Consider the following 25,347-nt stretch of genomic DNA (forward strand, 5'->3'; position numbering starts at 1 on the left):
TGACGAACATCTTTTGTCTGCAACCGCTCCCGCGGCCAGGGGTAAGGGTTTGCCCGATGGACGAGCGAGCAGCAGTGGTTGGTCTAGTTTGCCTTTGCTGTCATTCAGTGTTCTTGCTGCGACAAAATCAGGTGACGAGCTGATTTTTGCTTGCTCCTCCAAGTGGCGGCGACGATACACACAAGGTGCGGTGATGCGCAGTCAAAATGGTTGCACTTACCGCGAGTCATTGCTCGATCGGACCGTTAGACTAGGAAGAACACGCCGATGAGCCGCTGCAATGTGATCTTCGCAATGCGAGCATTGCAGCATGATTGTCGTTCACTGATTCAAAGAGGGCACTATGAATCAATCCACTGTTTTCTTAATCGAAGACGAATCGTCGAGAGACGAATCCGTCGTTGATTTGTTGCATCGGGGCAATCTTCCCGTGCAGGTTTTTCGACACCCAAGTCTGTTTTACGAGGAGTACGACCCGAATCAACCGGGATGCATGGTGATGGACCTGAACCGGTCCCTCGTCGCGGGCGTGACGCTTGCCGAACAAATCCATGACCGCGGGTACTGTCCGCCTTACATCATAGTGGGGGGCCAGCCGCGAACATGTGATTTGGCCAGGGCGATGCGGAGTGGCGCGAGGGATTTCTTCGAGAAACCCGTCGAGGTCGATCTCTTTCTGCAAAGAATCCGTGAAGCGATCGCGGAGGATCATCTTCGTCGACAACAACGTGACGAGGATTCACTGATTCGCCAACGAATTGAGTCGCTGAGTCCACGGGAAAGCGAGATTTTGAATCTGGTCATGGAAGGGAAACTCTCCAAGCAGATCGCTTCGCATTTAGAGATTTCGATCAAGACCGTGGAGGCACATCGAGCGAACATCCTTCGCAAAATGCACGTGGATTCGTTCATCCAAGTGGTGTGCTTGATCGCCAATCGTCCGCAACTGCTTCAAGCGGACTCCATTTCTCTGTCGACCAGCGGGTAAAAACGGGCGGGGGCAGACGACACAAGCGGCCGAAGGCGGATCGGTCGGAGCGTGGACGCTACCCGCGACGTGTTGGCGGAAGAAACGTGGGGGTTGTCGGGTTGCAAACATTTCAGTCGGCAGATTCTCTATGACGATGAAAAGCGTGATTCCCTTGAGATTTTCGCGTCCCCGCCCGATCACACATCGCCCCAGAACGCATGGATTCGACTGCTTCCCGAGACGGTTTGCCTCCCGATGACGAGTCGATTTTTCGAGCCCTGACCCGCGTGGGACAGAGTTTGGACCTGCCGGTCGACTTGTCCGACGTGCTTTCGAACGATTCCATGCCGGAGGACGAAGAGGACCCACTGTGGGTGCTGCGAACCAGCGCGATGCAGGCGGGAATCATTCTGGACGAAACACGCCTGGGATCGGGAACAGAAGCCTTTGTGTTTCTGAGCGAAGGTCATCCGATTGTGCTGGCGTATCCCGATGGGACGCTGAAGGTCCTGGAAAAAGCGACCTGGCGATCCTTGGAATTGTTCTCCAGCGGCGATGAAATCAACTCGCAAACGATCAGCCGCCGTCGACTGAATCGTTTGTTTTCGGATGAGGCCGTGCGAACCTTCATCGGCCGAAAGCAATTCGAGTGCGAATCGATCTCCGCCACGCACGGTCACGGCGACCATGACCATCCGCCGCCGCTTCGCCGATTCATCGGTCTGTTGAATCTGGATCGGTCCGATATTTGGATGGTGGTCCTGTTTGGTTTGGTGGCCAGCGTGCTGACGCTGGCTTCGCCGTTGGCGGTGGAGTCGTTGGTCAATGTGGTCAGTTGGGGGACGCAGTTTCAACCTTTGATCATTCTCGGGCTGATGCTGCTGATCTGCCTCAGCATCGCCGGCGTTTTGAATGTGTTGCAAACGGTGGTCGTGGAAATGATTCAGCGTCGCCAGTTCGTTCGCATCGCAAGCGATCTGGCGCACCGCTTCCCTCAGGCCAGCCAATCGGCGCTAAAGGGCGAGTACCGTCGCGAATTGGCGAACCGGTTCTTCGACATCATGACCATTCAAAAAGCGACCGCGGTGTTGCTGCTCGATGGCGTGTCGATCGTGTTGTCGACGGCATTGGGGATGGCGCTGCTGGCGTTCTATCACCCGTTCTTGTTGGGCTTCGACTTGGTGTTGTTGTTCTGCATGATCTTCATCACTTGGTTGCTTGGCCGAGGCGGGATCCGCACCGCGGTCGAGGAATCCATCGCCAAGTACAAAGTGGCTCACTGGTTGCAAGACGTCATCGCTCAGCCCTCCGTGTTCAAAACCGGTGGCGCTGAAATGTTGGCCGTTCATCGAACGGACCGTTTGACGGCAGATTACATCGCGGCACGCCAACGACAGTTTCGCGTCGTCATTCGCCAAATCGGTTTCGCGGTTGCCCTGCAAGTCGTCGCATCGACGGTGCTGTTGGCGATGGGCGGTTGGTTGGTCATCAAGGGCTCGCTGACGTTGGGACAATTGGTTGCAAGCGAGTTGGTGGTGACCGTGGTGGTGGGTGCCTTTGCCAAAGCCGGTAAGTCACTCGAAAAATTCTACGACTTGATGGCTGGCATCGACAAAGTCGGCCACTTGCTGGACATCCCGACGGACCAAAAAGTCGACATCGGTCCTATCCCGGAAGAACCCGCCAAGGTGCGTTGGTCGGATTTGACGTTCCACGATGGCGAATTCCATTCCAAGGTGGAGGGAATGACGATCGAGCCGGGCAGCAGCGTGGCCTTCATGAGCGATGACATCAGCGGGTTGACGTTCATGGCCCGCGCGATTGCTGGCCAGGCGAACGTGCAGGAAGGACTGATCCAAATCGCCGGGGTGGAAGCGACCCATGCATCGACCGCTGGGTTGGGCAGGTTGGTTTCGTACGCCGGGGCGAGAAAGATTTTTCACGGCAGCGTTCGCGACAATGTGGACTTGGGACGCCGAGGCATCGGCCAGCAGCGCGTTCGCGAGGCACTGGCTCAAGTCGGTTTGACCGAGGCGGTGGAACAACTCGACGAAGGTTTGCAGACCAATTTGCAAACGGGCGGCTATCCCTTGGCGACCGAACAAATCACGCGGCTGCTGTTTGCCCGAGCCATTGTCTCGAAACCGAAGTTGCTGGTCGTGGACCGTTTGTTGGACGAGTTGTCCGAGTCGACCGTCGAGATGTTGTGGCCGCACATTCGATCGACCGATCCATCGTGGACTTTGATCGTATTTACCAATCGGAAAGACATCGCAGAACGCTGCGAGCAGCGGATGACGCTGCGGTTTTGAATGACGAGCAGCAATGAGAGCAGCCGGTTGAGTCGGTGAGTTCGGCCGGATCAGCCCGCGGCGGTTAATCGATTCTCCTAGCCGAGTATCCGATCACTCATCCGGATCGGCCAACGCACAATTGAAAACACTTTCGCCTAGTTGAAGTCTTATGAATCCCACCTATCCCACATCTGATGATTTCGCGTCGATGCAGTTGGTTCGAACCAGCAGTTGGGTGCGGTTCGTTGGTCGATTGACGTTCATCGGTTTGGTGGTGTCGATCATCAGCATGCTGTTTTTGCCGTGGCAACAGACGGCTCGTGGTGTCGGTACCGTCGTGGCCATCGACCCTCAGCAAAGACCGCAACCGGTGCGAAGCCCATCCAAGGGTGTGGTGGAATACGTCAAGCCAGGATTGCGTGAAGGCAGTTACGTCGAACAGAACGAATTGCTGCTGAGGTTGTCGCCGTTTGCTGTGGATGGCGTTTCGCAAATTGACACCCAAATCATCGCCACCGAGTCCAAGGAAGCGGCGGCCTTGTCGGCTTTGGAAGTGGCCAAACAAGCGGTCGTGCTGCAGGAGAACGCGGGGAAGAGTTTGACGGAATCGCTGAAGCAAGATTTGGAAGCCGCCAAACAAAAGTGGGAGCAGGCTCGCAACGAAGTGACCTCGCTAGAAGCCGAGTTGCAAGACAAACGCAATCAACTGCGAATCGCGGAAGACATTGCCGACCGAGGCTTGGTGTCCAAAGAAGAGTTGTTTAGCAAGCGACAGGCGGTGGAGGTCCAGCTCGCCAAAATTGAGAAAGCTCAAAACGTCGTGCACGAACTCTCGGCGTCTTTGATCTCGAAGGAAGAAGAGATCGAGTCCAAACTGCAGGACATCGCGATCAAAAACCGCGAGGCCGAACAGAAAGTGTTGGACTCGATGCAGAAGATCAACACGATCGAGAAAGAAATTCTGGATCTAAGAAACAAACGTGGCGAACTGGATCGGTTAGAAATTCGTGCTCCACGATCAGGCCGAATTCAAGAATGGTTTGGCGTGGAAGGCAGCGACACGATCAAAGAAGGCGATCAATTGTTCGTGATCGTGCCCGATACGGACGAATTGTCGGTGGAGATGAGTGTCAGCGGCAACGACATGCCTCTGATCCAGGAAGGGGCTCCGGTCCGCCTGCAGTTTGAAGGTTGGCCAGCCGTTCAGTTTGTGGGCTGGCCGTCGGTCGCCGTCGGCACGTTTGGCGGTAAAGTCAACCGAGTTTTCCCAACCGACGATGGTCGAGGCAATTTTCGTGTCCTGGTCACCCCGGACAATCATTTTGATCGGGAGAATGGTTGGCCAGATGACCGATACCTACGGCAAGGCGTCCGTGCAAACGCATGGGTGCTGCTGAATCAGGTTCCGCTGGGCTACGAGATATGGCGTCAATTGAATGGATTTCCTCCGGTCGTTTCCGACCAGGAGCCAATCCAGTCCAAAGACAGCAGTTCGAAGGGAAAGGGCGGCAAGGTCATCTTGCCCAAGCCTTAAACTTTGCTCGCTGCGCCGGTTCAAGACGGAGGTTCTGGACCGCCGTGCTGAGCGTTGCCGTGTTGACGCTGATGACGCCCGCAATCGTGCGGGCTCAAACGCCATTGTCACAACCAGTCGTGACAAACGGGCAACAGGCCACGGCATCCAATTCGGCCATGATCGAATCGGATTCGATGAGCTTCGCCGAATTTTTGAGCGTCGCTCAGGCACAAGTCGAAACCGTCCCTGCGCCTGAATCGGCGGAGGACGCGGGGGCTGACTCGGAACTTGGCGCGAATACCAACCTGGAGCTCAGTGCGGATTCATCGCTAAACGCTGACAACGGTCCGCGGGCGGATGATTCCGAGGACACGCTGATCCTGGCCGATGTGATCGCCAGCGTGTATCGATCCTACCCGGAGATTTTGCGAGCTCGGCAGCAAGCGGGTTTGACCAGCGGCGAATTGTTGTCCGCTCGAGGTGCCTACGACACGAAGTTCAGTGCGTTTTCGCTTTCCGAGCCGACGGGTTATTACGAGAACTATCGCAACGGTTTGAAGCTTGCCCGCCAAACGTGGTGGGGCGGATACGTCGAGGCCGGATATCGCATCGGGCGAGGCTTCTATCAGCCTTGGTACAAAGAACGCCAAACGGATGATGCGGGTGAGTTCAAAGTCGCAATGATTCAGCCGCTGTTGCAAGGTCGTGCGATCGACCCGCAACGTGTCGCGGTGTTCCAAGCCAGTCTGGCTCGGCAGGCCGTTGGACCTTCGATTCAAAAGGCTCTGTTGGAAGTGTCGTACGACGCCGCGACCAATTATTGGCAATGGGTTGCCGCCGGAGCGATGTTGAAAGCCCAACGTGAATTGCTGGACTTGGCGGAAACACGGGGCGAACAGTTCGAGGTGGGCGTCGAGGCCGGCAAGTTCGCCGAGATCGACTTGATCTTGAATCAGCAATTGATCGCGGAACGTTCTGCCAAAGTACTGGAAACCGAACGCAAGTACCGGGAGACGAGCTTCAAACTGGGGCTGTTCCTACGCGACGCCAATGGACGGCCAATCATTCCCGGTGATGAATGGGTGCCGGAACGTTTTCCCGCGGTCCTGCCGCCGCCACAGAATGATTTCGAAGCGGATCTGTCTGCGGCATTGGCTCGCCGGCCAGAACCTCAAATCCTGCAACTTGAAATTCGCGGCATCCAGTTGGATCGGCAACTGGCGTGCAATGAAATGTTGCCACGATTGGACTTCGTCGCGGAAGCGTCGCAAGACATGGGTGAACCGTCCACCAAATCGGACGATAAAGGCGAGTTCGAATTGGTGATTGGGATCACCAGCGAGGTGCCCATTCAACGACGCAAAGCTCGTGGCAAAATCCAATCGACCACGGCTAAGATTGCTCAAACCAACCAAAAGCTACGCTTGGTCCGCGACAAAATCGGAGTCGAGCTACGCACGGCCTACAACGCGTTGATGTTGTCGGGCCAAATCGTGGAGCAAACCGAGGCTTCCTTGCGAGCTGCCATCGACACGTTGGAGCGATATCGTTTCGCGTTCGATCGAGGCAAGATTGATTTGATCTATTTGAACTTGTTGGAAACCAAAGCCAACGAAACCGAGATCAAACTCATCGAAGCTCAACAGAATTGGTTCGCGGCGCTCGCGGAGATGCAGGTGGCTCTCGGTTTGGATCCATTGGAACAAGCCATGTCGGTTTCGTCCCTGCCCGCCAGCCAACTGCCAACTTCGCTGGATCCCGGCAAACTCCGTGACCGCGACCCGAAAGTGTTGGAGCAGGACTGGGAGCTTCGCAATCAACCCAACGGGGCCAATGGTCGCTAACAAGGGCAAGTCCCAACATTCGCGTCCTCACTGCACTCATCTCTCGTCCAATAATTTGATCAAACGCTCGTCATGAACGAACAAGCCAAACAACCCGCGAAGCCCATTCTTCATAGAGCCACCTTGACCGAATTGGTCTATTGCAGCGTCGCGACTCGTCCCATCAGCGAAGAGGACCTGAGCCGCTTGCTGGCATCAGCGCGATCCAACAATGCCGCGCTCGAGGTGACCGGCATTTTGCTGTACAGCGATGCGACGCGAGAATTTGTGCAGATGATCGAAGGTGAAGAAGCAACGTTGATGAAGTTGTTTTCCATCATCGCGTCGGACGATCGTCACACATCAGTCGACATGATGTATCGTGGCTCCATTGAGTCACGCAGTTTCGACGGTTGGTCGATGGCTTACCGCTCCATGGAAGACATCGAACCAAAGATCCTCGGCGGACAAACGTCTTTCCGTACCGCCACGCAGTCCGTCTCTGCCCGAGAAGGAACCGTCAGCCGCGCACGAGCGATGTTTCATTCCTTGAGTTCGACGAACTGATCACTCAAGTCGATTGCTTTTGTCACGACGCTGCGTATCTCTCAAACGTGACACCGGTCGGCTCACGCCAATCCGCTAAAAGACTTTGGTCTTGCAAAAAAAGCATGTTAGCGGCACGGCGCAAGCCGTCCGGTATCGGAACTCTTCTTCGCATCGTTGCATCACCGGTCGGCTCGCGCCGATCCGCTACGAACTTTGGTTGCGCAGAAACAGCTTGTTAGCGGCACGGCGAAAGCCGTACGGTGCCACTACAACCAGCACGAAATTCTCTGTATCGGCACGGCAACGGGAAGTATCTGTAGAACGACAGGTCGAGGTATTCGGAGCATTCTCGTGGTTCTAACGTTGGATCTTCCGCGTTGCTTTACAATGTCGGCTTCAAAAGCGTTGCCTTCAAAAGCGCTGGCGAATTTCTAAAACGTTCCGCGTGATGCCCTGCGTGACTGCGAGCTTTTGATCGGCAGCTTTCGAAGATCATCAGGAGACACCGTTCGTGACCGAATTCAACCGACTCACTCTTTGTTACTGCATCATCTTGTGTTGCCTGAGCGGACCCGTTGTCGCCCAGGAGCCAGTACGGGAGCCCGCGAAGAAGCGGTGGATCATTGATCCGCACACGCACTTCAAAGGAGCGGAACAGATTGAACGGGAGGCGCGGACGACCAAACGCCATCCGAAGAACACGCTAGGGCACGTGATCACCCCGGAAGATTATTGTTCGGTGGCGGATCGATTGGGAATCCAGTCTACCGTGGTCGTGGAAGCGGTCGAACAAGACACACCGCAGTTCAATGACTGGTTACTTGAACAAGCTGAATCAGATTTGATCAGCGGCTATGTCGCTCGTGGCAATCTGTTGTCGCCCGAATTTGCTGCCAACTATGAACGGTACAAGTCGAGTGGGTACTTGCGAGGCTTTCGATTTCGCCAAGCCGAGTTGCGAGGCTACTTGGATCACGAAACGGCCAGGCAGCATCTCCAACGTTTGGAGCGTGATGGCATGGTGGTGGACCTGCTGGTCAACAGCGACCACGCAGAATATGTCATGGCACTGGCGCGAGAATATCCCGAGCTGAAGATCGTGATCGATCACTGCTTCGGAGCTCGATTGGTAAGTGGCAAGGTGTCACCCGAGTGGACCAAAGCGGTCAACGATTGCAGCCAGTTTCCAAACGTGCACTGCAAACTTTCCAGCATCTTGAACTTCAGCGATGCCGCACCGTTTGGCCAGCCCGCATCCGTCGATTTGGAAACCTACAAGCCGATTCTGGAAACTTGCTTCCGTGCCTTCGGGGAAGACCGGGTGATGTTCGCCACGAACTGGGCCGTTTGCACTCACTACGGACAAGTTGATGATGTTGTGAACATCGTGACAGAGTTTCTGAAGTCGAAGGGCGAGCAAGCGTTGCACAAAGGAATGCGTGAGAACGCCTTGCGCGTTTTCCAAATCCGCGAAGAGCATCTCCGTCCGCGCGAAAAAAAGTAGGCCGGATCAAGAAACGAAGTGACGCAGATCCGGCACAAACTTGGAATCCACGACGTCCCGCCGGAACTTCACTTCGTGTTGTTCCGGCCGACGATTGGTCTGACTCGTATTCGGGCGGCGCATAAAAAAAGCCCGGTGTGGACCGGGCATTTTTCGAAGAAGTACCGAAGGAGGGACTCGAACCCTCACTCCCTTGCGGGAACTGGATTTTGAATCCGATGCTGCGATCACCGCAAAACCTTACGGGAAAAAGCTTTCGGAAGTTCTAAGCCCTCCCTGTTGTACCCCTCGTTGTACCAAGGCTTTTCCGTTGCCTCTTTCTGGCCCTCGGCGAGAGCCGAGGGGCAGAGGCTACCTGGACGACTCGGACAGCCCGGAAGACGCAAAGAAAAGCCTCCGGAAGACCTCGTCTGGGCAGGGCTGTCCGGGCTGTTGGCGACGGTAGCGGCGGAAAGAGCTGACGTTTTTGGCTCTGTCCAACCTGTCTAGGCTGTTGCACCTGTCCTGCCGCTTTGAAAAGAAGAGGCGGCTCCCAACTGCGAGGACGACCGCAGACGGGGCGAGAGACCAGGAAAGCAGGGTCGCGTACTCCCGAGAGTCCCACGCCGCCAAAAAGGCGGCGAAGCCGACTTGATGGGGGCAGTAATTGGGCGAATTCCGAGCCAGAATTCATGCCTCTGCTAGGCTCCAATGTTACATGCTGCGACCACCACTCCGCTGAAAGGACGTCTCCATCAGGTCGCTCTCGCTGTATGCCCGGTATCGTACCTTTACACCCGCCAACCGCTGCAGGGCGGTTGCCATAGCCCCCGTCAATTGTCTAGCCTGGGTATCTGTCCCCTTTAGCTCGGGATATCTACTCGGTTTATGCCCGGTAGTTAATCGGGATAATTAATTGTTCCCAGACCGAAACATGTCAGACGAAAACCCGTACACAACGCCGATACCTGATCCCGTCAATCGAGCAACGACAACTGTATCCGCAGGCGCCAATGCCCTTCAAACGTCCATGCTGGTATTGGGGGTCGGCGCATCGGCATTGCTGGCTGGACTGGTCTGTTGGTTTTGTATAAGCGCGGCTGCAGCGGATACTGGGTATCCTGCTCTTCTGTTGGCATTCATTGTGTCTCCAGTCGCGAATATTGTGATTGCACTAGGCTGTGTTGCGGTCTGCGCGATCGGATCATCCCGCGATGGTATGATGGCTGCTCCCGCTGCTTTCATCGCGCCGTTTCTCTCCACCGTCTATGTGTTCTACTACGTAATGTTTGTGATCGACGTTCATGGCTCTTGACGTGCACTCAGGCTGCGGGGAACCATGCCGTGAACCGGAGGACGGCATCACGCGGTCACAAATGGAAAATCAAAACGCCGTCCCCGGTTACGGCTACCGTTCGCTGGCTATTTGAATGAAATCGACTGATCTTGCAGCGTTTTTTAACCTGATCTGTATTCTCGCGATGGCAACACCCTGCGTCGCCTCCGACAGCAACAAATTGCGGCATCGATGGAACGACCGTCTTGAAGCGGAACTTGCTGAGCTGAGCGATGAGGATCAAGAGCATCCACGGAACATACTGATCGTCTCCAAGGCTTCAGCCGGGGAGATCGAGGAAGCGATCTCGATTGTGTCAGATGTGGTTCCGCGAGAGAGACGAGCAGAAATGCTCGGTTACGTTGCAGCGTGCCAGGCTCAGGCTGGGGAGCTTCGGGGTGCTACAGAAACCGTGAATCTTATTGCGTCAAGCGTTTCCCGGCAGTTTGCATGGAAACGCGTTATCCAGGTCTTGGCTTCCGTACGCAGACTAGATGATGCTCGCAATCTTCTGAAACATCTCGATGAGATTTCCATCCGTGATGATGTTCTCGCGCTGCTAGCTTTGGCCCACGCTAAAGAAGGGGCGTTTGAGGTCGCTAGCGAAACAGCTGAGACGATCAGTTCAAAAGATATCCGCAACGATGTGGCTGCGAAGATACGCACAGTCCGTGGGGGTGAGATCAACCCAATCGAAAAATTGAAACGCGGTTATATCCGCGATCAAATTTCGGTGCTGACCGCATTCTCAGGGCCAAATGCATACCGTGAACCAATCCTTGCCATTGCAGCAGCCCAAAATGGTGATGCTGCATCATTGGATCGTCTTGCCAAAGCGGCCACTGACGACGCTGGGACATCGCTTCTCGAACCACGGCTCTCAACGACATCGGTACTGCTTGCGGTAGCGTTTGCAAATTCGGGAAATACCGCGAAAGCTAAGCGGTTAATCAATGCCGGTTATGAAGCCTCTGGTCGTGACGATAGGTTCGGAACCGTCAATGCGTTCGGCAGCCCAATTTTGGTGTATTTGATGATTCAATTAGAGATGCAGCAGCTCTTGCTAGAAGATTTTGCGCGAACACGCAGCGAAGGTGGTCGAACTAGTGAACAGACACTTCAAGCAATGGGGGCAGCGTTTGCAGAATTGGAGAGGCTTGAGAGTGGTGAAGAGATCTACAAAACACTCCGCAATCCAGTAGAGAAAAGTAACTTTTGCGTGGGGGTTCTTACTGGACTCGACTACTTGCAGCGAACAAAGCCGTGAACCGGAGCGGCGAAGTCGAGCGGGTTTAAAATGGAGAACCATTCGTCGCCGCCCGGTTACGGCGGTCGTTCGTCGATAAGGAGTGATTGATTGTCGCGACCGAAGACAATCCTATTTACACGCGGACGCTGGGACCGCATCTTTGCGACTGCGACGCTGGTCGCCTCCGGTGTTGCATTTTTCAGTATCTATCTGATTGGTGGATTGCGTTTTCTCGTTGTGCCATTTGTTTTCGTTGGTATGTGGCTCTATTTCCGACGATCAACGCCAGAATCTGGCACGCGCATTGATACGATTGAGGGGAATCCAGCGACGATCCGCCTGTTGGTTTGGCTGGGGCTGATTTTGGTGTGGACCTTTAGTTTCTTCTTGTTCGACACCCTCGTCCTTGGTAACTCGTTTCATGGTCCTCTGTATTGGTATCATTGGGTATTCTTGGTTGCTACCGTAGCGTCCATGACCATTGGTTGCGGGTTGATCGGTCCCATCTCAGCACATCAGAAACCCGCGGCAGATAACGACGAACCATCGGATGCACGTGAGTCGCCGAGCTGAGTTTTTTGAAATGGTGAGTCGTTCGCGGCGACCACGTGATCCGTACCGTTCGTCGCACGTCACTTGCAGTGTTCATTTCAACGTCTTTCGCATTTGAGTACAACGTGAACGTTTCGAAATACATCCGTGCCGATCTCCGATCTTTGTTTGTCTTGATCGTAGCCAATGTCGTTGCATCAATTCTTCATTACGTCGACAATATTTGCTACTTCGATGACTACCCGGAACCAACCTGGCTTGACCCGTGCATCGTAGACGCCTTTTGGTTCGTGATGACGCCATTTGCAATCGCTGGATACTGGTACTACACCCAGAATTGGGCTGATCTTGGAAAATGGGCGTTGGTCATCTACTCCGTGATGAGCATGCTTGTTTTGGGACACTACCTAATTACACCACCGTGGGATGTTTCGTTGAAGATCAATGCCTTCATCCTCTTAGAGACTCTTGCGGCCGTTGTGCTGCTGCTCTACGTGGTCAGTGGCGTGCCGAGTACTGAACCCACAATCTAAAGCGACGAATCATGAAATGCACAGGAGGACGGGAGTCAACGTTTTTGGTGTGCTTGCAAGTCTTTCGCCCGTCCCCCGTGATTTCTACCGTTCCCCGACTGAAAAGAACTCCCCATCACCGCAAGGACAACGCTGATGGCCATCCTCGATTTAACGCTCGACAGTGATTGCCCGCCGATTGAGGTTTACACCGTCTTGCGATCCGTGACCGGAATCTCAGTTGGCCAATTGCGACAACGTGCGTCATCTCGATCACCAGTCGTCGTGTGGGATACTGACGATTTCCCGCTCGCGTCGGAACGCGAAAGGCACCGCGCAACGATTCTCGATGCGATAAATCGTTTGATGTCCTGCAAATGTGGGTTTCGTTTGGACTATCGACCCGCACCTGAGGACGACGCGGAGACTGTGTCAATCGCCATGCTTGAGAACTTGTTCAAAGCCGAGATAGAATACGACAACCAAACCTACGACTGATCGAAGTGGTTGACTCGTACCCGTTGCAAACGCGGCGAACCATCTAATGTACCCGAGTCGCGAAGTCGGGCGTCTGAACAATGGAAAGTCTCTCGTCGCGACCGAGTGATTTTAAACGTTCGCCGCCCGGTTGCGGTGGCGTTCGTCAACTAACTAAGGATCGCCTTACATTATGACTGATTGGCTTGCACAAGCGTACGAGCAGTTTCTGATGGATGGAGACGAGGTACTGTTAAAATCCGCTATTGAGCAATATGGTGGAACCGAATCACCGTCCGAATTAGATTGCCCCTTCGCACATCGAATTCAGGATCTGGTTGTATGCGGTGACTGGTTCCGCGTGGTGCGTGTCTACGATCCTGATGATCGCTCATGTCGCGTGTACATCTATCCATTCGACACATCATTTGGAGGGCAGCCGGGTGTACCGTACGAACTTTCTGGTGATTCGTTGCATCAATGGGTGATGGATGAATTGGAGGAACCGACAGATGGGGATACGGACTGGAGTAAGTACGGCATTATGTCCGACTGAAAGCGGCGGCGAGTCAATAAGGATTTCACGGTCGCCCAACTGAAGCTCAAATCCTCTGTGCAAGAAGCTCAACAGAAAGAGCCCCCTCCCGAAAGATCGAGAGGGGGCTCTTTTCTTCTCCAGCCTCACGTGCTTTATTCAGTATTCGTCGCAGAGATAGACCGTCGTATGCGAACGATCAGCTGCCGTCTCCACGTAGAAATCATCCCCGCCCTCGCCCTTGTACTTCGAGAGAATGCGAAGTTGGCAGTCGATCGAGAAAATGTTCTCCTTAATATCCGCGGGGCAGAGATCGCCAAACTCGCCCGAAGCGTGGCAAGTCAGAGCCTGATGAATGTCCCGATGGGACAGAGACTCCAGAGCGGTCCGGGAAATCAGAAGTTGCCCCATCGGGAAGAGTGGCTCGCTCATTTTGCACCTCCCTTCGTGCTGCGGCGAGCAGACTTTTTGACTGCCTTTTTAACCGCCTTCCGAGGCTTTTCCTTGGCCTCGGGAGCGGCTTTGGAAGGAGCGGGGCTCCGACGCCGCGAAGGCTTCTTCACAGCCTTCTTCGTGGTTTTCCGTGGCTTCTCTTTGACCTCGGGGGCGGGAGCATCCGAATACTCTTGGCGGAGCAACATCCCAAGAATCAGAGTCTGCGGAAGTCCTGTGGCGAATGAGGCATCCTTCAAGGTAATCAATGATTCATCCGAAATCGGAAGCCGTGCTGCATGGTTGCTTCCAATCTCCTTCTGGAATCCGAGAGCCAAAACCTTCTGAGTGAAATCCTCAAGGCGGGAGGAGACGACGCCATCAACGAACTGTTGATTCGTGACTCCGCGAAGGTCGCGTTTATATCGGAAGGCTTCGAGGTCTTCGGCGGTGAATTTCAGAACTCGGAAATTGCATTCGGTGGTCATAGTTATAATTCCTGGAGAGTGGGTCGGGGGGAGGGGGGATTAGAGTCCGAGGTAGATGCGGACGAGCTGCGTCATCTTCTCGTCCATCGGCTCGGACTCGATTTTGTAGAGGGCTGTCGGGTCATTCATGACAGCGTCGATCTCTGAGTCTTCGCCTTCCTCGTAGGGACGAGGTGGCTCGCCTGGGATTGCGATGAGGGTTTGTGATTCGTCGAAGATGACTCGTGTTTGATCGTCGAAGACTAGGACGTTGAGGGTGTCGTTTTCGATCAGTCGGGTGGCGGTCTTCATGCTCTCTCTGCTCGCTTGAAGGAAAAGTAATTAAAGGAAAATCCATTAAAACAGGCCGAAAAATCGGCAGGAATTATTCCTCTTCCAAGCGATATGTGACTCACTGTCGCATCCATTCCGGCAGGTGGTGAGTGCAGGCGTTGCGGCAGTCTTTAATGCGTTTTCCAGCAGAAGACTTTGCAGGAAAAGTTAGGTTATCTCGCACCTAATTCAGGAGTATTAAAGATGGCAGAAAGATGGCGACCGATCGTTCACAAAGGCATCCCCTTCCCCTACGAAGTCAGCGATCAGGGGAGGATTCGCAACGCAAGAACTCGCCGAATCAAAAGGCAACAGGAAAACTGCAGGACCGGCTATCGCTATGTCATGCTCAGCGGACCAGGGAAACTCTACCCGCTGAGAATTGCGTCCCTCGTCGTGACGGCATTCCTTCGCGAGAGAGAGCCGTGGGAACAAATCGATCATATTAACGGCAGTAAAACCGACGACAGACTAAAAAACCTCGAAATCGTAACCCAGCAAATCAACGTCAGGAGACGCTACAACATGCAAGGCTCAGTTAAACGGACGACCAATCATTTCCTTACGCCAGAAACGCATGAACGCATCAAAGAAATCTGGCAGACTGGTGAATATAGCCAAGTCGATATAGCCCGAATGTTCGGCATTACGAACGGTGCCGTCTCCAAAATCATCAAAAGGAAATCCAAAGTCCGGTCCTATAAGAACGGCAAACAGGAGGACCGAAAACCCGACTTCAGCAAGGCGAAGAAGACCAAGGTCCGAGCGAAGCTCAATGCGTCAATGGCTAGAGAAATCTACGAATCAACAGACTCACAGAAAGAATTGGCTCAGCGATTCGGCGTCTCCCAAGTCACGGTGAGCAAGATCAAAAGCGGCTCCGCATGGAGAGCGGCGACAGGGCACGTCAGCCCATCTTCTGAAGAGCCATCGAGAGGCACTCAATAGGCCAACCAGCCCTGTCCAAAATCGTCATGATGGAGTCATCCCAATTCTCCACCAACTCCTCATATGAAATCACCAAATCGGAACTGCGGAGGAACAAATCATCCGCAATTCCGATTTGCCTCCGCATCTCAGCCCGAGGAATCACCGGCTTCAGGCGATTACTCACCGGCTCCTGAGCAGTCCAACGCCCCGTCGCACAAGCTCTCTGCCAAGAATCTATCTGAGCCTCGACATCCCTGCGGAACATGAAGACTCGAAAGCCGAAGCCGTTGTACTTGCCGAAATCCGGAAGCGAACGGGACAGCACCAGAAGCTTGAATAGATTGTGCTGCCGAATATGGATAGACCTGTCCCGCGAAAGCTTGAAGTCCGAATAACCATCCTCCGGATTCAGGACCTCCCCGGCAGACTTCGCAAGAGAATGAGACGCCAGCGAAGTTAGCAGCAAATGGGTGCCGCAACGAGGGCTGCTGCAAATGACGATCTTCTTCATACTCTCTTGAACCACAAGCTACCAATACGAGAGCAGCGACCCACCAATTCCTCCACAGCCTGAATCACTCCAGGCCACTCCGGGCAATAATCGTGTCCGCAGATATAGCCCCCAGGCATGACCTTCGGAAGCCAAGCTGAGATGTCCGCAGCGACGTGCTCATATTCATGCATCGCATCGATGAAGACAGCTCCGAGCGAAGCATCCGGAAAACTCGACGCCATAGGCAATGAATCCCCGACGCGAATTTCAGCGTCCACCGAAGACCGTCGCAGATTCGCCAAAACGCCCTCCGCAGACTTCCGAATCCCAAGCATCTGCTCCCGAGTCCTCCAGCCCTTCACGGCTCGCCAAGGATCGATCATCGTCAAGCCGCAGGACTTCGGCAGATGCAAGCCAATAGCGAGAGCCGAACGCCCAGCATAAGAGCCCACCTCCACGAAACGAGAGCCCTCCGGAACCCGAGCCGCCAAAGTCGCGAGACCAATAAGCTCTTCCCGCGTCGTCTGACCAGCAATTCCTATCGCCTGATCGAAGACCTCGGGGAGTAGACGACGCTCGCCATAAGCCGCCAAAATATCCGCCCTTTGGGACGCGCTCAAAGACGGATAGCCGTTCGCGTGCAGAAAGAAGGCCTCCCGCTTCATCCCGTCATCGGTCCAACGTTCATGCGTCGGGACATTGAAACGCGCGTCCAGAATATCAGCCGTGCCCGAAGGAATGCTCTGGAGAATCTGGTTCAGTTGCTCCTGCTCCCAATAGACGCCCTGGATTGGCCCTTCACTCGCTATCCGCTCTTCCAGATGCCTCATTCCGACGCTATCCAGACAGACTACGCCCGTGTTCCAGTACAGGTCAGCGGGCCAGCACTCATCCCGACGCATAAGCCAATTCAAGCCTAAATCGCGGGGAGGAGTCTTCCGAGTCGGAATCCGAAGATGAAGCTCCGAGCACGCCCCATTGCGATGCTCGAAGATATCGGGGCTCCCAGACCTCGGAAGAACATCAGCGTCGAGCAGGAGAAGCTGATCGTACCCAGCCCTCACCGCCTCATGGACAAGCTCATACTTCGCGAAGGGAGGCTCATGCATCGAGGTCCCCGTCACCAGCAAAATATCAGCATCGACCTGCTCGGCATAATCCAACGCATAAGGGAGAGTCAATTCAATCATCCCCGCAAAATTCACCGCAGCGGTAGCGATCAATCTCCCCTCAGGCTCTGGTGGAGAGTCCTCCACCGAATCCACCGACTGAAGGTCTGACAAATCCTCGCAGCGAATCACCTCAGTCGACTCGTGGCAAAGATCCTCGATGAAGTCAGTGGAGCCCGCCCAAGTCCCCAGCACGACGAGATCGAACTTCTGACCCTCAAGACTCGAAGGGTATTTCACCATATTCAAATTCGCCGCATTCACTCCCGCCCTTTCGAGGACGCGAAGTGGACCGACCCAATTGAAGCCGCCTTCGAAGTAGAGCCAACTGACTTCGGCGGATTGCTGCTGCGATAGTAGATTCAGGATCTTATCCTGCCCGAGATGATCCAGGATGAGCACCCTCTCGAATCGCCTGTCCCCAATTTCGGCGAGCATACGCTTCGTATTCTTGTCGCAGGGGAAGAACTCCGTGTCTGCGGGCAATTCATTCAGATTCCACCAGCACCGTTGAATATGCTTCTTGGACTTGGCCCCGAAGTGATAGACGCTCGTCCGCATCACCCGATTCCGAGCCCATTCCCTGCGGAATTTCGGATACCACGTATTGAAATGCATCGGAATCGAGTAGATCGGCACACCCTCATGCAGAAGCTTCACGCAGGTCGCGTTCTCATCAGGGCAGCCATACCGGTCGAAATTGATGCGAGAGCCCAGACTGTAGGCGTCGATCGACTTGAGCAGCTCCGAATGACGCTCGATCGAGTACAGGTACATCCCACCATTGAAATGCAAATACTTCGGCTGAGATGGAATCCCAAGTCTCTGGGACCAATAATTCTGTGCTCGGACAGACCTGGAATTCGGCAGGTATGAGCACGCTCCGAACTTATCCTCCGGGACGATGTCGAATAGGTTCGGACAGTCTGAGCGGAACAGCAGATCATCATCGAGCTGGAGGACTCGCTCGACATGCGGGAGGTTTTCCTGGACGTAGCGGCAGATAGTCTGCTTATGCCAGTGAGGATGGCATTCCAAATCCTTCGCCGTCGGTTCCTCCAGGACATGCAATTCAACGCCCCACTTGTCCGCAATGTAGGCATAGTTGCTGCGGCACTTCGGATGCATGATCTGCGGTTTCATCGACAGCGTGACGATAGCGTTAGTCATCCGATTACCTCCGGTGAATGGTAAAAGTGAAAGAGGGGGCCATCCTGCGTCCTATACGGAACGTTCGGCCAATAGCTGGAGCCGTCCTCCGGAAGCGGATTCGACTCAAAGAAGCTCTGATGGGCCACGAAAATCCCGCGAAGTTGTCCCCTGCTGCGACGCTTCCGAAACCAGCGACCGCGAACAGCCGTCTCTTCGGGAGGCTGCTCCAAAATTTCTTCAGACTGCTCCCGAGTCATGTCACAGCGGGAGTTGTGTGGGAAATAAGCCGTCGTCAAATCCCTCCGGGCAGAGGCGATTCCCTTCCGAAGTGCTGCGGGGCATATGACGCTGTCCGCGTTCCCAACGACGAGGATATGACCGGGGAAACGCTTCGCCGCTCGATTGATCACCGCAGCCTTATTGAATGCCTTCGAATCATCCACCTCAATATGAACAGTGTCTTCGCCAAGCTGCGAGCGGTAGTAAGCCGTCACCCAATCGAATGCCTGATTTCTGGAAGGGTGTGGCTTCCAAGGGATGATCACCTTCACCGGAAGTTGCTCGGCTTCGGGCTGATCCGAGAGCAACTCCTTGAGGTATTTGACGCAGGCCCCTTTGAAATAGGCATGCGTATGATTCAGGATTTTGTGGGGCGTCCTGATTTCGTTGACGGCCTTCGTGACCCTGAGGAATTTTCGCCCGTAGTCCTCGGCCTTCGCCGCATGGTAGCGATTGAAGTAGATGTTCTCCCAGTTCCTGTAGTTCTCGAATAACTTCAGCTCGGCCTCGTTCTTCAGGAAGCTTTCGGACCAGATGGGTTGCGGCATATGGGCGGCGAAGTCGTATGTCGGGCAGTTGTTTTCGAGCAACCATTCGTAGGCCATCTGGCGGGTTCTTCCCCATTTGTTCTTCTTCTTGTCGACCCAGCCATAGTAACGCTGCTGCGAGACGTGCCGCACATATTTCGGGGTAGCTGCTTCTTTGATGCTGAAGTCTTTGATCCAGTAGACGTCATCCATCATCCATATGAATCGGGGCAGCTTTTCGGCCATCAGGAGGAGTTTGCTGTAGCAGTCCTTGAAGGCTTGGTCTTCGCGTTTGCTGATTCTTGGTTTATGGACGAATTCGGCGATGTCTTCGCTATACCATCCGGGCTTGTCTCCGACGATGATGCATCGGGCTTGGGGGTGCCATTTTTTGACGAGGTGGATGCTATACCAAAGCTCGTCGTCGATTGCTCCGGCTCCGTAGTAGGTCCAGACGAAGGGCCAGTTTTCGAGCGTATATTCCTTGTCTTCGGTTGCTTCTTTCTGGCGGGCCTTCTGGATGGCTTGGCGCACCCAGTGGCGGGCTACGTGGCGGGCTGAGGCGGTGCCGAAGAGGCTGGTGAGTTTGTGTTGGGATGCTTGCGTGACGAGGTGTTCAACGATTTCGTCGAAGTGTTTCTCGCATCCTTCGACGCCCCATCGGTTCATTTTTCGGGCGTAGGCGTGGCATCCGCAGCTTTTCTTCTTGAATAGCTTGGGGATGAGGGCTTTGAGTTCTGTTCCTGGTCCGTCTTTTGGGCTGTCGTCCTGGAGTTCTGGGGCAGCTATCTTGATGAGTTGCTCAGGGATCTCTTTGGCATGCTTCTTGGCGTGGCTGATGGCGAGTCCTGCGGTGATGGGATTTAGGTTGGATGGTTGCTCGGTTCTGAGGCAGTCTTTGCATGCTGGTTCGGGTGCCTTGTATTGGATGCCGATGAGGTCACTTACGATTTGGCAGTTGCCGTTTCTGTCTCGTTGGTTGCAGTTGATCATCGTCTATTCGCATTCAATTTCGATTTGAATCACTTGACCTTCGTAATGTGGCTTTCGGTAGCCTGCGGTTTTAGGTTCAAGGTTTGGAGGACATGCCTCATCGGGGCACGTGCATCCGTTCAGGAATTGCCATTGGTCACCATGCCATATGTAGTAGGCTGAGCCAGTAGTAACTTCGCCTGAAGGAGGTCGTGCTGACACCGTCTTTGCTTTTGCTTTCATTGTGTATACTTCGCTGTACTCCTCCCATATCATGCTGCCATTGCAGTCCGTTCCCATACTCATATTGTCCCCATCAATGCCTGTGGGCGATGGCATCGTCGGGTATGGGGCGTCAGGGTCAAAGTCGTATCCGAACTGCGGAGATGGACCATCCCATTGTTCAGCGATCCATGTCCAGAAGACGACGCATTCAGTGGATGGCTCGGGCTCACTCTCCTCGACACTCTCTGAAGACTCGGACGGATCAGATTCGGACGGATCAGACTCCGAAGAATCACTCTCTGAAGACTCGGATTCACTGCTTTCGGATGAGTCGCTCTGACTGGAGGCGGATTCACTGCTTTCAGATGAATCACTCTGGCTCGATTCCGAATCCGACGAGTCGCTATCAGACTCCGAAGATTCACTCTCGGAAGAATCGCTATGCGAGGACTCCGACTCAGATTCACTTTGAGAAGAATCTGAGTCACTGCTCGATGAGTCACTCTCACTAGATTCCGAATCAGACGAGTCACTTTCAGACTCCGAGGACTGGCTCTCCGATGAATCGCTCTCGGAAGACACGGACGAATCACTCTCCGAGGACTCCGACTCGGATTCGCTGCTTGATTCGCTGTGAGAGGAATCTGACTCACTACTCAATGATGCCGACTCACTGCTGGAGGATTCGCTCTGAGAAGATTCGCTGCTTGATGATGCCGATTCGCTGCTGGTCGATTCACTCTGAGAGGAATCTGACTCACTACTCGACGATGCCGACTCACTGCTGGAGGATTCACTCTCGGAACTGCTTGAATCCGAGGACTGGCTACTCGAAGAGCTTGATCCGCTCTCGGAGCTACTCGAATCACTGCTGCTGCTCGAAGATTCGCTCGAACTAGATTCAGACGATGATGAGGAAGACGAAGAAGAGGAGGACGAAGAACTCGACGACGACGACGACGACGAAAGCAGAATCGACTCACTGCTGCTCGAAGAACTCTCGGAAGAACTGCTGCTCGGAATCGAATCACTACTACTCGAATCGCTGCTGCTGCTCAGACTGGAGCTAGATAGAGACGATTCGCTCGATGAACTCAGGCTGCTACTACTCAGGCTCGAACTCGACAGAGACGATTCGCTGCTCGAACTGCTACTGCTCAAGCTAGAACTCGAAGACGAAGACGAGGAGGAACTCGACAGCGAAGATTCACTACTCGAACTGCTGCTGCTACTCAGGCTGGAGCTAGACAGCGAAGATTCACTGCTCGAAGACGAAGAACTCGACGAGCTGGAGCTGGAAGAACTAGAACTCGATGAGCTGGACGAATCACAACAGCAAGTCGGATTCCGGCGGTTCCCAAAATCAGAAGTCATTTCAGACTCCAGTAATACAAGGAGCCTGGATGTAATAGAACTCGCTGCCCACCTGCTTCACGAAAGCTCGACTACCCGACTTTAGATCCGTAAACATCGCCAACGGATCAAGGACCGTCACGAAAATGCCCGTAGGCTCACCACTCATACCAAGTAAAGCAGCAGACCCGCCACCAATCACCGAGACCTGCCAGAAATGCTGCGAAGTCCCCAGGCTAACCAGACAAAACTGAGGCCCCAGCCCACCCTCCGCCTGCAGAATCTTCGCATCGCCCGAAGTCGAAGAAATCAAGTTATTCGCACTGTCCCCAAGATAGGCATACGCATCGCCCACCTTCTTGATATCCACCACCGCAGGCGTGATCCCGCCAACAGCGGCAAGGCCGATCTCCCCATTCTTAATCGGCTCCTGAAGGACAGCGATTTTCTCCGCATCCTGCGGGAATGCCGGGAGCTTCCCCTGGAGAGTCGGACGCCTCCAATATTCAGTCGAATCATATGAATGGTTATAGACCACCGAAGACCAGCTCAGAATCTGGCCCCGAAGCAAATTCACGCCCGAACTGTTCTTGATATTCAGAACCGAACATCGTGAATCCAACGGCAGGGCATCCACCCCCTTGTACGAAGTCCCCTCCCCGTCGAAGAACGACTCCACCTTATTCCAGGTCGAAGCCTGGATATTCCCGTCAAGAGGTTGCCCACCGCGAACCGGCATTAGACAGTCGCTCCGATCTTGAGGGCATCAAAATCGCCGAACTGATAAACGCGGTCAACGCTCACCGTATCCACCACCGACTGAAGGCCAGCGACGCCCTCCGTCTGCTTATAACGGCACCACAAATAGTCATGCCCAAGCTTCTCGATCCCAGAAACCGCCCCAAGAGTCAGGCCCGAAATGTTCGGATTCGCTGCGAATTTGAAGTCAATATCCGTCGATTCCCCAGGAATGATCGTCACTCCAGTTCCCAGGAAAAGCAGCTCTCCACGCGCGAAGCCCAGGAACTCCGCATCATTCATCGTGTACGTCAGGGAGAGCAGCGTCAGGACATAAGAATCAGTAATGAAATCGCCTGGAATTCGGGCTCGGCAACTGATGGAAAGCTGAGGGACTCCGATTTCTATCCCCTCCACTCGATTCTGGTCATCAATATTGATGGCCCCCTTTGAATCGAAACCGCTACTTCCGAAGTCCTCGTAATCGAAGGCCTGCATGACCTTGGTGGTTCCGCCAGCCGTATCCACCGAAATCTCGTATTCGCCCTCCGGAAGGCGCTTCGTGCTGTACTGGACCTCCGCTTCCCAGGAATCCCCCTTCTCGTTATTCACCTCTAGGCTATATGAATCGAAAGCCATCCCTTCGAAGGTATCACCTATGACGTTCAATAGCTCCGTCTCAATCTCACCCGGATCTTTGGAGCCATATAGCCAGAATCTTAGAGTGACAGCACGATCACCGCCCCTTTCAGAATTACTGACGGTGAACGCCCTGGAACGTCCGATCTCTCGAATAGTGACGGGCATATACTTCTATCCAACGTAGGCACGAAATTCCTACGTTAGATTTGGCTAGCGAGTCCCAAACGAAGGCGTTCGGAGACGATCCAACTTCCGATTCGTTGAACGGGATTCCTCCACCATCCTCTCGAACAGAGAAAGGGAGCGATTCTGATAGCGAGACTCTTGCGAATGCCCCGTCCCAAGACGAATCGCTGAGAATGCATTGAACGCGCCCGCAGTCTCAACCGAAGACTTCGCCTGCTCAGGATCAAAAGACGGCTCCTTCTGCGAATCGACTCCCCTATATTCCTCAGGGACTTCCCAGGAGAGTTTGCGGAGCGAATCAGAGTCGCCATCCAGGAGGGCTATCTCGTCCTTCAGGCTGTAGATTGAATCCATAAGGCCTTTCATTCCGTCGTCGTTGGAGTCCTCCCTGCCTTCGGAGTCCTTCTCCAGCTGTCCCTCAATCTCTGAAATGAGGGAGTCGATGTCCGTATCGGGAGCCTCCAATTCCGGGCCGTCTTCCCAAAGGCTGTCGGTGGAAGTGTCCTCCACCTTCGGAGAGGCTTTCTCTTGCATCTCCGAGGCGTTCGGAGGCGGCTGGACCACAGGAGCCTCCTCCTTGGTTTCTGGAGCCTCCGTGATACCTTCCGGAGCCTGCCCGCCCCCTTCGGCAGCCTTGGCCTCCTCTGCTAGACGCTTGGCCTTCGCCGTCAGAGCATCGAGTTCCGCCTGAGCCTTCTTCCTCGCCCCACTGATGACTCCCCCCTCGCCCGATAGCTGGATCTGTGAGACCTGCTTTCCGAAGCTACTCGCCAGCTCCGCCGCAGAAAACGGATTCTTCATGATCTGCCAGACCGTCTTCAGACCACGCTTCGCCAGCTCCACAATCCCCAGGAACAAATCCTTCCAGAAAGTCAAAATCGAAGGCATCGCATTCTTGACGCCAAGAATGATCGAATCGAGGCCGTCATAAAACGCCACCTTCGCGCCAGCCCAAAGGATCTGAATAGCCAGACCCCAATTCCCCGCAGATAATGCCGCCTGAATCCCAGCAAACGTCTGCTTCGCCGTCTCCACCAGACGACCAAACATCGCCGCCAACTCCCCAGACTTATGCATCGCCAAAACAATCGGTGCGACAATCAGGCCGAGAGCCGCAGTGATAAGGCCAATGCCAATTGCAATCGGAGCCAAATACGGAAGCAAAACCGTCGTGAAAATCGTGCTCAAAGTTCCGAAGAGAGTGATAGCCGCAGAAACAGCCGCCCCCACTCCGACGATCGCAATTCCCAACGTCGAAAGCACGCCACCCAGGACGCCCGCTCCGCCAATCACCATCACTAGAGTGCGGACGAGCAACGGATTCTGATCCGCCCAACGCTTGACGCCCTGAGCCGCATCCCCCGCGAATTTCACGACAGGAGTTAGCACGGGAATCAGCTGCGAGCCAATATTGGTAGCGACATCAATCACCTGAGCCTTCAGACGCTTCATCTGATTCGTGAAGCTGCCCGAAGTCTTGATGGCATCACCCTGGGCGGCAGTCGTCCCCGCCAAAATCAATTGCCAACGAGCATACGCCTTCTGCTGCTCCGTCGCCGCCTTCGGATCGATTCCCTGCTCAAGTAGTTTCTGTTTAACAGCCGTCTCCGAAACGATGACGCCGTATTTCTTCATGACTTCGCCTGACCCCGTCAAAGCCGCCTGAAGATCGTTCAGGGCATCTGCATCGGCGACGTTATTAAACGAAGCGAGGTCCACAGCGAGAGCGGAGATTTCCTTCGAGAGTCCTTGAGCCTCCTTGTCGGCAAACCCCATAGGAACCAGGAGGTCTTGAGTCGATGAGAGGAATTTCTTCATCTCATTCTCAGAACGACCAACATCTCCCGCGAATTTCTTAGCCCAAGACTCGGTAGCCCCTGCCATTTCACCGAAGACCGTCTGGAATTTGCTGTTCGTCTCCTCCGCTTCGGCAGCGAGGCTAACCAATGGAGCGAGGGCAATTGCTGACGAGGCCGCGAGGGCTCCGCCAATTTTCGTGAGTCCGGCACCGAATCCGCGAAGTCTTCGGGAGAGTTTCCCGAGCTGCCCCTTCACGTTCTTATCGTTGAGCCAGACGCTGATTGCCGCGCGCCCAGCTTGAATATCTTTTCCAGACATGCTCAAGGTCTCAGAAGGTCAGAAATGATTCCGTC

General features: G+C 54.4%; 22 protein-coding genes and 1 tRNA gene. 13 read left to right on the forward strand and 10 right to left on the reverse strand.

The features are described 5' to 3' along the window. The first annotated feature begins 343 nt into the window (after positions 1-343). The 6 genes from LOC70_RS05540 to LOC70_RS05565 all read left to right on the forward strand — a co-directional run bounded on the left by LOC70_RS05540 (position 344) and on the right by LOC70_RS05565 (position 8,656). A complete protein-coding gene (locus tag LOC70_RS05540; RefSeq protein ID WP_230252404.1) occupies positions 344-988 on the forward strand; it encodes a response regulator transcription factor in 645 nt (214 codons plus the stop codon). Between the two features lie 200 nt (positions 989-1,188). After that, on the forward strand, positions 1,189-3,282 hold the full coding sequence (locus LOC70_RS05545; RefSeq protein ID WP_230252405.1) for an ABC transporter transmembrane domain-containing protein: 2,094 nt from the start codon (positions 1,189-1,191) through the stop codon (positions 3,280-3,282). A gap of 151 nt (positions 3,283-3,433) precedes the next feature. Then, a complete protein-coding gene (locus tag LOC70_RS05550; protein ID WP_230252406.1) occupies positions 3,434-4,798 on the forward strand; it encodes an HlyD family secretion protein in 1,365 nt (454 codons plus the stop codon). Positions 4,799-4,842: 44 nt separating this feature from the next. Further along, positions 4,843-6,624 carry a TolC family protein gene (locus LOC70_RS05555; protein WP_230252407.1) on the forward strand — a complete coding sequence of 594 codons (1,782 nt, stop codon included), beginning with the start codon at positions 4,843-4,845 and terminating at the stop codon, positions 6,622-6,624. Positions 6,625-6,696: 72 nt separating this feature from the next. Continuing rightward, entirely contained in the window at positions 6,697-7,170 is a 474-nt protein-coding gene (locus LOC70_RS05560) for a BLUF domain-containing protein (RefSeq protein ID WP_230252408.1), read from the forward strand. A gap of 493 nt (positions 7,171-7,663) precedes the next feature. Continuing rightward, a complete protein-coding gene (locus LOC70_RS05565) occupies positions 7,664-8,656 on the forward strand; it encodes an amidohydrolase family protein (protein WP_230252409.1) in 993 nt (330 codons plus the stop codon). A 163-nt stretch (positions 8,657-8,819) separates the two neighbouring features. On the opposite strand, the gene LOC70_RS05570 is transcribed toward LOC70_RS05565, so the two are convergent. After that, positions 8,820-8,916: transfer RNA gene (locus LOC70_RS05570), tRNA-Leu, on the reverse strand. 653 nt (positions 8,917-9,569) lie between these two features. Between LOC70_RS05570 and LOC70_RS05575 the strand changes: the two genes are divergently transcribed. The 6 genes from LOC70_RS05575 to LOC70_RS05600 all read left to right on the forward strand — a co-directional run bounded on the left by LOC70_RS05575 (position 9,570) and on the right by LOC70_RS05600 (position 13,317). Beyond that, positions 9,570-9,950, forward strand: a complete 381-nt coding sequence (locus LOC70_RS05575) for a hypothetical protein (protein ID WP_230252410.1) — start codon at positions 9,570-9,572, stop codon at positions 9,948-9,950. A gap of 115 nt (positions 9,951-10,065) precedes the next feature. Next, positions 10,066-11,238, forward strand: coding sequence for a hypothetical protein (locus LOC70_RS05580; protein WP_230252411.1), 1,173 nt, complete (start codon positions 10,066-10,068; stop codon positions 11,236-11,238). 90 nt (positions 11,239-11,328) lie between these two features. Continuing rightward, positions 11,329-11,793 (forward strand): hypothetical protein, encoded by a 465-nt coding sequence (locus LOC70_RS05585; RefSeq protein ID WP_230252412.1) that lies wholly within the window; start codon positions 11,329-11,331, stop codon positions 11,791-11,793. Positions 11,794-12,065: 272 nt separating this feature from the next. Continuing rightward, positions 12,066-12,305 carry a hypothetical protein gene (locus tag LOC70_RS05590; protein ID WP_230252413.1) on the forward strand — a complete coding sequence of 80 codons (240 nt, stop codon included), beginning with the start codon at positions 12,066-12,068 and terminating at the stop codon, positions 12,303-12,305. A gap of 135 nt (positions 12,306-12,440) precedes the next feature. Next, positions 12,441-12,782 carry a hypothetical protein gene (locus LOC70_RS05595; RefSeq protein WP_230252414.1) on the forward strand — a complete coding sequence of 114 codons (342 nt, stop codon included), beginning with the start codon at positions 12,441-12,443 and terminating at the stop codon, positions 12,780-12,782. Between the two features lie 172 nt (positions 12,783-12,954). Continuing rightward, complete coding sequence (locus LOC70_RS05600; protein WP_230252415.1) at positions 12,955-13,317, forward strand: hypothetical protein; 363 nt, start codon at positions 12,955-12,957, stop codon at positions 13,315-13,317. A gap of 138 nt (positions 13,318-13,455) precedes the next feature. Here the strand turns inward: LOC70_RS05600 and LOC70_RS05605 are convergent, their stop codons facing one another. Genes LOC70_RS05605 through LOC70_RS05615 form a run of 3 tightly spaced genes read right to left on the reverse strand, consistent with a single transcriptional unit; the run spans position 13,456 to position 14,507 of the window. Next, complete coding sequence (locus LOC70_RS05605) at positions 13,456-13,728, reverse strand: hypothetical protein (protein WP_230252416.1); 273 nt, start codon at positions 13,726-13,728, stop codon at positions 13,456-13,458. Then, positions 13,725-14,216, reverse strand: coding sequence for a hypothetical protein (locus tag LOC70_RS05610; RefSeq protein WP_230252417.1), 492 nt, complete (start codon positions 14,214-14,216; stop codon positions 13,725-13,727). The genes LOC70_RS05605 and LOC70_RS05610 overlap by 4 nt, the downstream gene beginning before the upstream one ends. A gap of 39 nt (positions 14,217-14,255) precedes the next feature. Beyond that, positions 14,256-14,507 (reverse strand): hypothetical protein, encoded by a 252-nt coding sequence (locus LOC70_RS05615; protein WP_230252418.1) that lies wholly within the window; start codon positions 14,505-14,507, stop codon positions 14,256-14,258. 225 nt (positions 14,508-14,732) lie between these two features. Here LOC70_RS05615 and LOC70_RS05620 point away from each other — a divergent pair, with 225 nt between their 5' ends. Continuing rightward, positions 14,733-15,476 carry an NUMOD4 domain-containing protein gene (locus LOC70_RS05620; protein ID WP_230252420.1) on the forward strand — a complete coding sequence of 248 codons (744 nt, stop codon included), beginning with the start codon at positions 14,733-14,735 and terminating at the stop codon, positions 15,474-15,476. Here the strand turns inward: LOC70_RS05620 and LOC70_RS05625 are convergent. The 6 genes from LOC70_RS05625 to LOC70_RS05650 all read right to left on the reverse strand — a co-directional run bounded on the left by LOC70_RS05625 (position 15,436) and on the right by LOC70_RS05650 (position 25,312). Then, positions 15,436-15,969 carry a hypothetical protein gene (locus tag LOC70_RS05625; RefSeq protein WP_230252422.1) on the reverse strand — a complete coding sequence of 178 codons (534 nt, stop codon included), beginning with the start codon at positions 15,967-15,969 and terminating at the stop codon, positions 15,436-15,438. The two genes, LOC70_RS05620 and LOC70_RS05625, sit on opposite strands and share 41 nt — an antisense overlap. Further along, on the reverse strand, positions 15,966-18,290 hold the full coding sequence (locus LOC70_RS05630; protein WP_230252423.1) for a class I SAM-dependent methyltransferase: 2,325 nt from the start codon (positions 18,288-18,290) through the stop codon (positions 15,966-15,968). The genes LOC70_RS05625 and LOC70_RS05630 overlap by 4 nt, the downstream gene beginning before the upstream one ends. After that, positions 18,287-20,071 (reverse strand): hypothetical protein, encoded by a 1,785-nt coding sequence (locus LOC70_RS05635; RefSeq protein ID WP_230252424.1) that lies wholly within the window; start codon positions 20,069-20,071, stop codon positions 18,287-18,289. Before LOC70_RS05635 ends, LOC70_RS05630 begins: the two co-directional genes overlap by 4 nt. Before the next feature lie 1,579 nt (positions 20,072-21,650). Further along, on the reverse strand, positions 21,651-22,367 hold the full coding sequence (locus LOC70_RS05640) for a hypothetical protein (protein WP_230252425.1): 717 nt from the start codon (positions 22,365-22,367) through the stop codon (positions 21,651-21,653). Continuing rightward, positions 22,367-23,173, reverse strand: coding sequence for a hypothetical protein (locus LOC70_RS05645; protein WP_230252426.1), 807 nt, complete (start codon positions 23,171-23,173; stop codon positions 22,367-22,369). The genes LOC70_RS05640 and LOC70_RS05645 overlap by 1 nt, the downstream gene beginning before the upstream one ends. 45 nt (positions 23,174-23,218) lie before the next feature. Continuing rightward, the gene (locus LOC70_RS05650; RefSeq protein WP_230252427.1) at positions 23,219-25,312 is read right to left on the reverse strand and encodes a phage tail tape measure protein; all 2,094 of its coding nucleotides are present in this window, start codon (positions 25,310-25,312) and stop codon (positions 23,219-23,221) included. Between the last annotated feature and the right edge of the window lie 35 nt (positions 25,313-25,347).

The organism is Rhodopirellula halodulae, assembly GCF_020966775.1.
GTDB lineage: Bacteria > Planctomycetota > Planctomycetia > Pirellulales > Pirellulaceae > Rhodopirellula > Rhodopirellula halodulae.

Excerpts from the sequence above, each read along its gene's own strand:
- LOC70_RS05590 (WP_230252413.1), top strand. The coding sequence starts at position 12,066 with ATGACGCCATTTGCAATCGCTGGATACTGGTACTACACCCAGAATTGG.
- LOC70_RS05560 (WP_230252408.1), top strand. The coding sequence starts at position 6,697 with ATGAACGAACAAGCCAAACAACCCGCGAAGCCCATTCTTCATAGAGCC.
- LOC70_RS05575 (WP_230252410.1), top strand. The coding sequence starts at position 9,570 with ATGTCAGACGAAAACCCGTACACAACGCCGATACCTGATCCCGTCAAT.
- LOC70_RS05645 (WP_230252426.1), bottom strand. The coding sequence starts at position 23,173 with ATGCCCGTCACTATTCGAGAGATCGGACGTTCCAGGGCGTTCACCGTC.
- LOC70_RS05615 (WP_230252418.1), bottom strand. The coding sequence starts at position 14,507 with ATGAAGACCGCCACCCGACTGATCGAAAACGACACCCTCAACGTCCTA.
- LOC70_RS05650 (WP_230252427.1), bottom strand. The coding sequence starts at position 25,312 with ATGTCTGGAAAAGATATTCAAGCTGGGCGCGCGGCAATCAGCGTCTGG.
- LOC70_RS05640 (WP_230252425.1), bottom strand. The coding sequence starts at position 22,367 with ATGCCGGTTCGCGGTGGGCAACCTCTTGACGGGAATATCCAGGCTTCG.
- LOC70_RS05630 (WP_230252423.1), bottom strand. The coding sequence starts at position 18,290 with ATGACTAACGCTATCGTCACGCTGTCGATGAAACCGCAGATCATGCAT.
- LOC70_RS05605 (WP_230252416.1), bottom strand. The coding sequence starts at position 13,728 with ATGAGCGAGCCACTCTTCCCGATGGGGCAACTTCTGATTTCCCGGACC.
- LOC70_RS05635 (WP_230252424.1), bottom strand. The coding sequence starts at position 20,071 with ATGATCAACTGCAACCAACGAGACAGAAACGGCAACTGCCAAATCGTA.
- LOC70_RS05545 (WP_230252405.1), top strand. The coding sequence starts at position 1,189 with ATGGATTCGACTGCTTCCCGAGACGGTTTGCCTCCCGATGACGAGTCG.
- LOC70_RS05550 (WP_230252406.1), top strand. The coding sequence starts at position 3,434 with ATGAATCCCACCTATCCCACATCTGATGATTTCGCGTCGATGCAGTTG.
- LOC70_RS05610 (WP_230252417.1), bottom strand. The coding sequence starts at position 14,216 with ATGACCACCGAATGCAATTTCCGAGTTCTGAAATTCACCGCCGAAGAC.
- LOC70_RS05625 (WP_230252422.1), bottom strand. The coding sequence starts at position 15,969 with ATGAAGAAGATCGTCATTTGCAGCAGCCCTCGTTGCGGCACCCATTTG.
- LOC70_RS05620 (WP_230252420.1), top strand. The coding sequence starts at position 14,733 with ATGGCAGAAAGATGGCGACCGATCGTTCACAAAGGCATCCCCTTCCCC.
- LOC70_RS05540 (WP_230252404.1), top strand. The coding sequence starts at position 344 with ATGAATCAATCCACTGTTTTCTTAATCGAAGACGAATCGTCGAGAGAC.
- LOC70_RS05580 (WP_230252411.1), top strand. The coding sequence starts at position 10,066 with ATGAAATCGACTGATCTTGCAGCGTTTTTTAACCTGATCTGTATTCTC.
- LOC70_RS05600 (WP_230252415.1), top strand. The coding sequence starts at position 12,955 with ATGACTGATTGGCTTGCACAAGCGTACGAGCAGTTTCTGATGGATGGA.
- LOC70_RS05595 (WP_230252414.1), top strand. The coding sequence starts at position 12,441 with ATGGCCATCCTCGATTTAACGCTCGACAGTGATTGCCCGCCGATTGAG.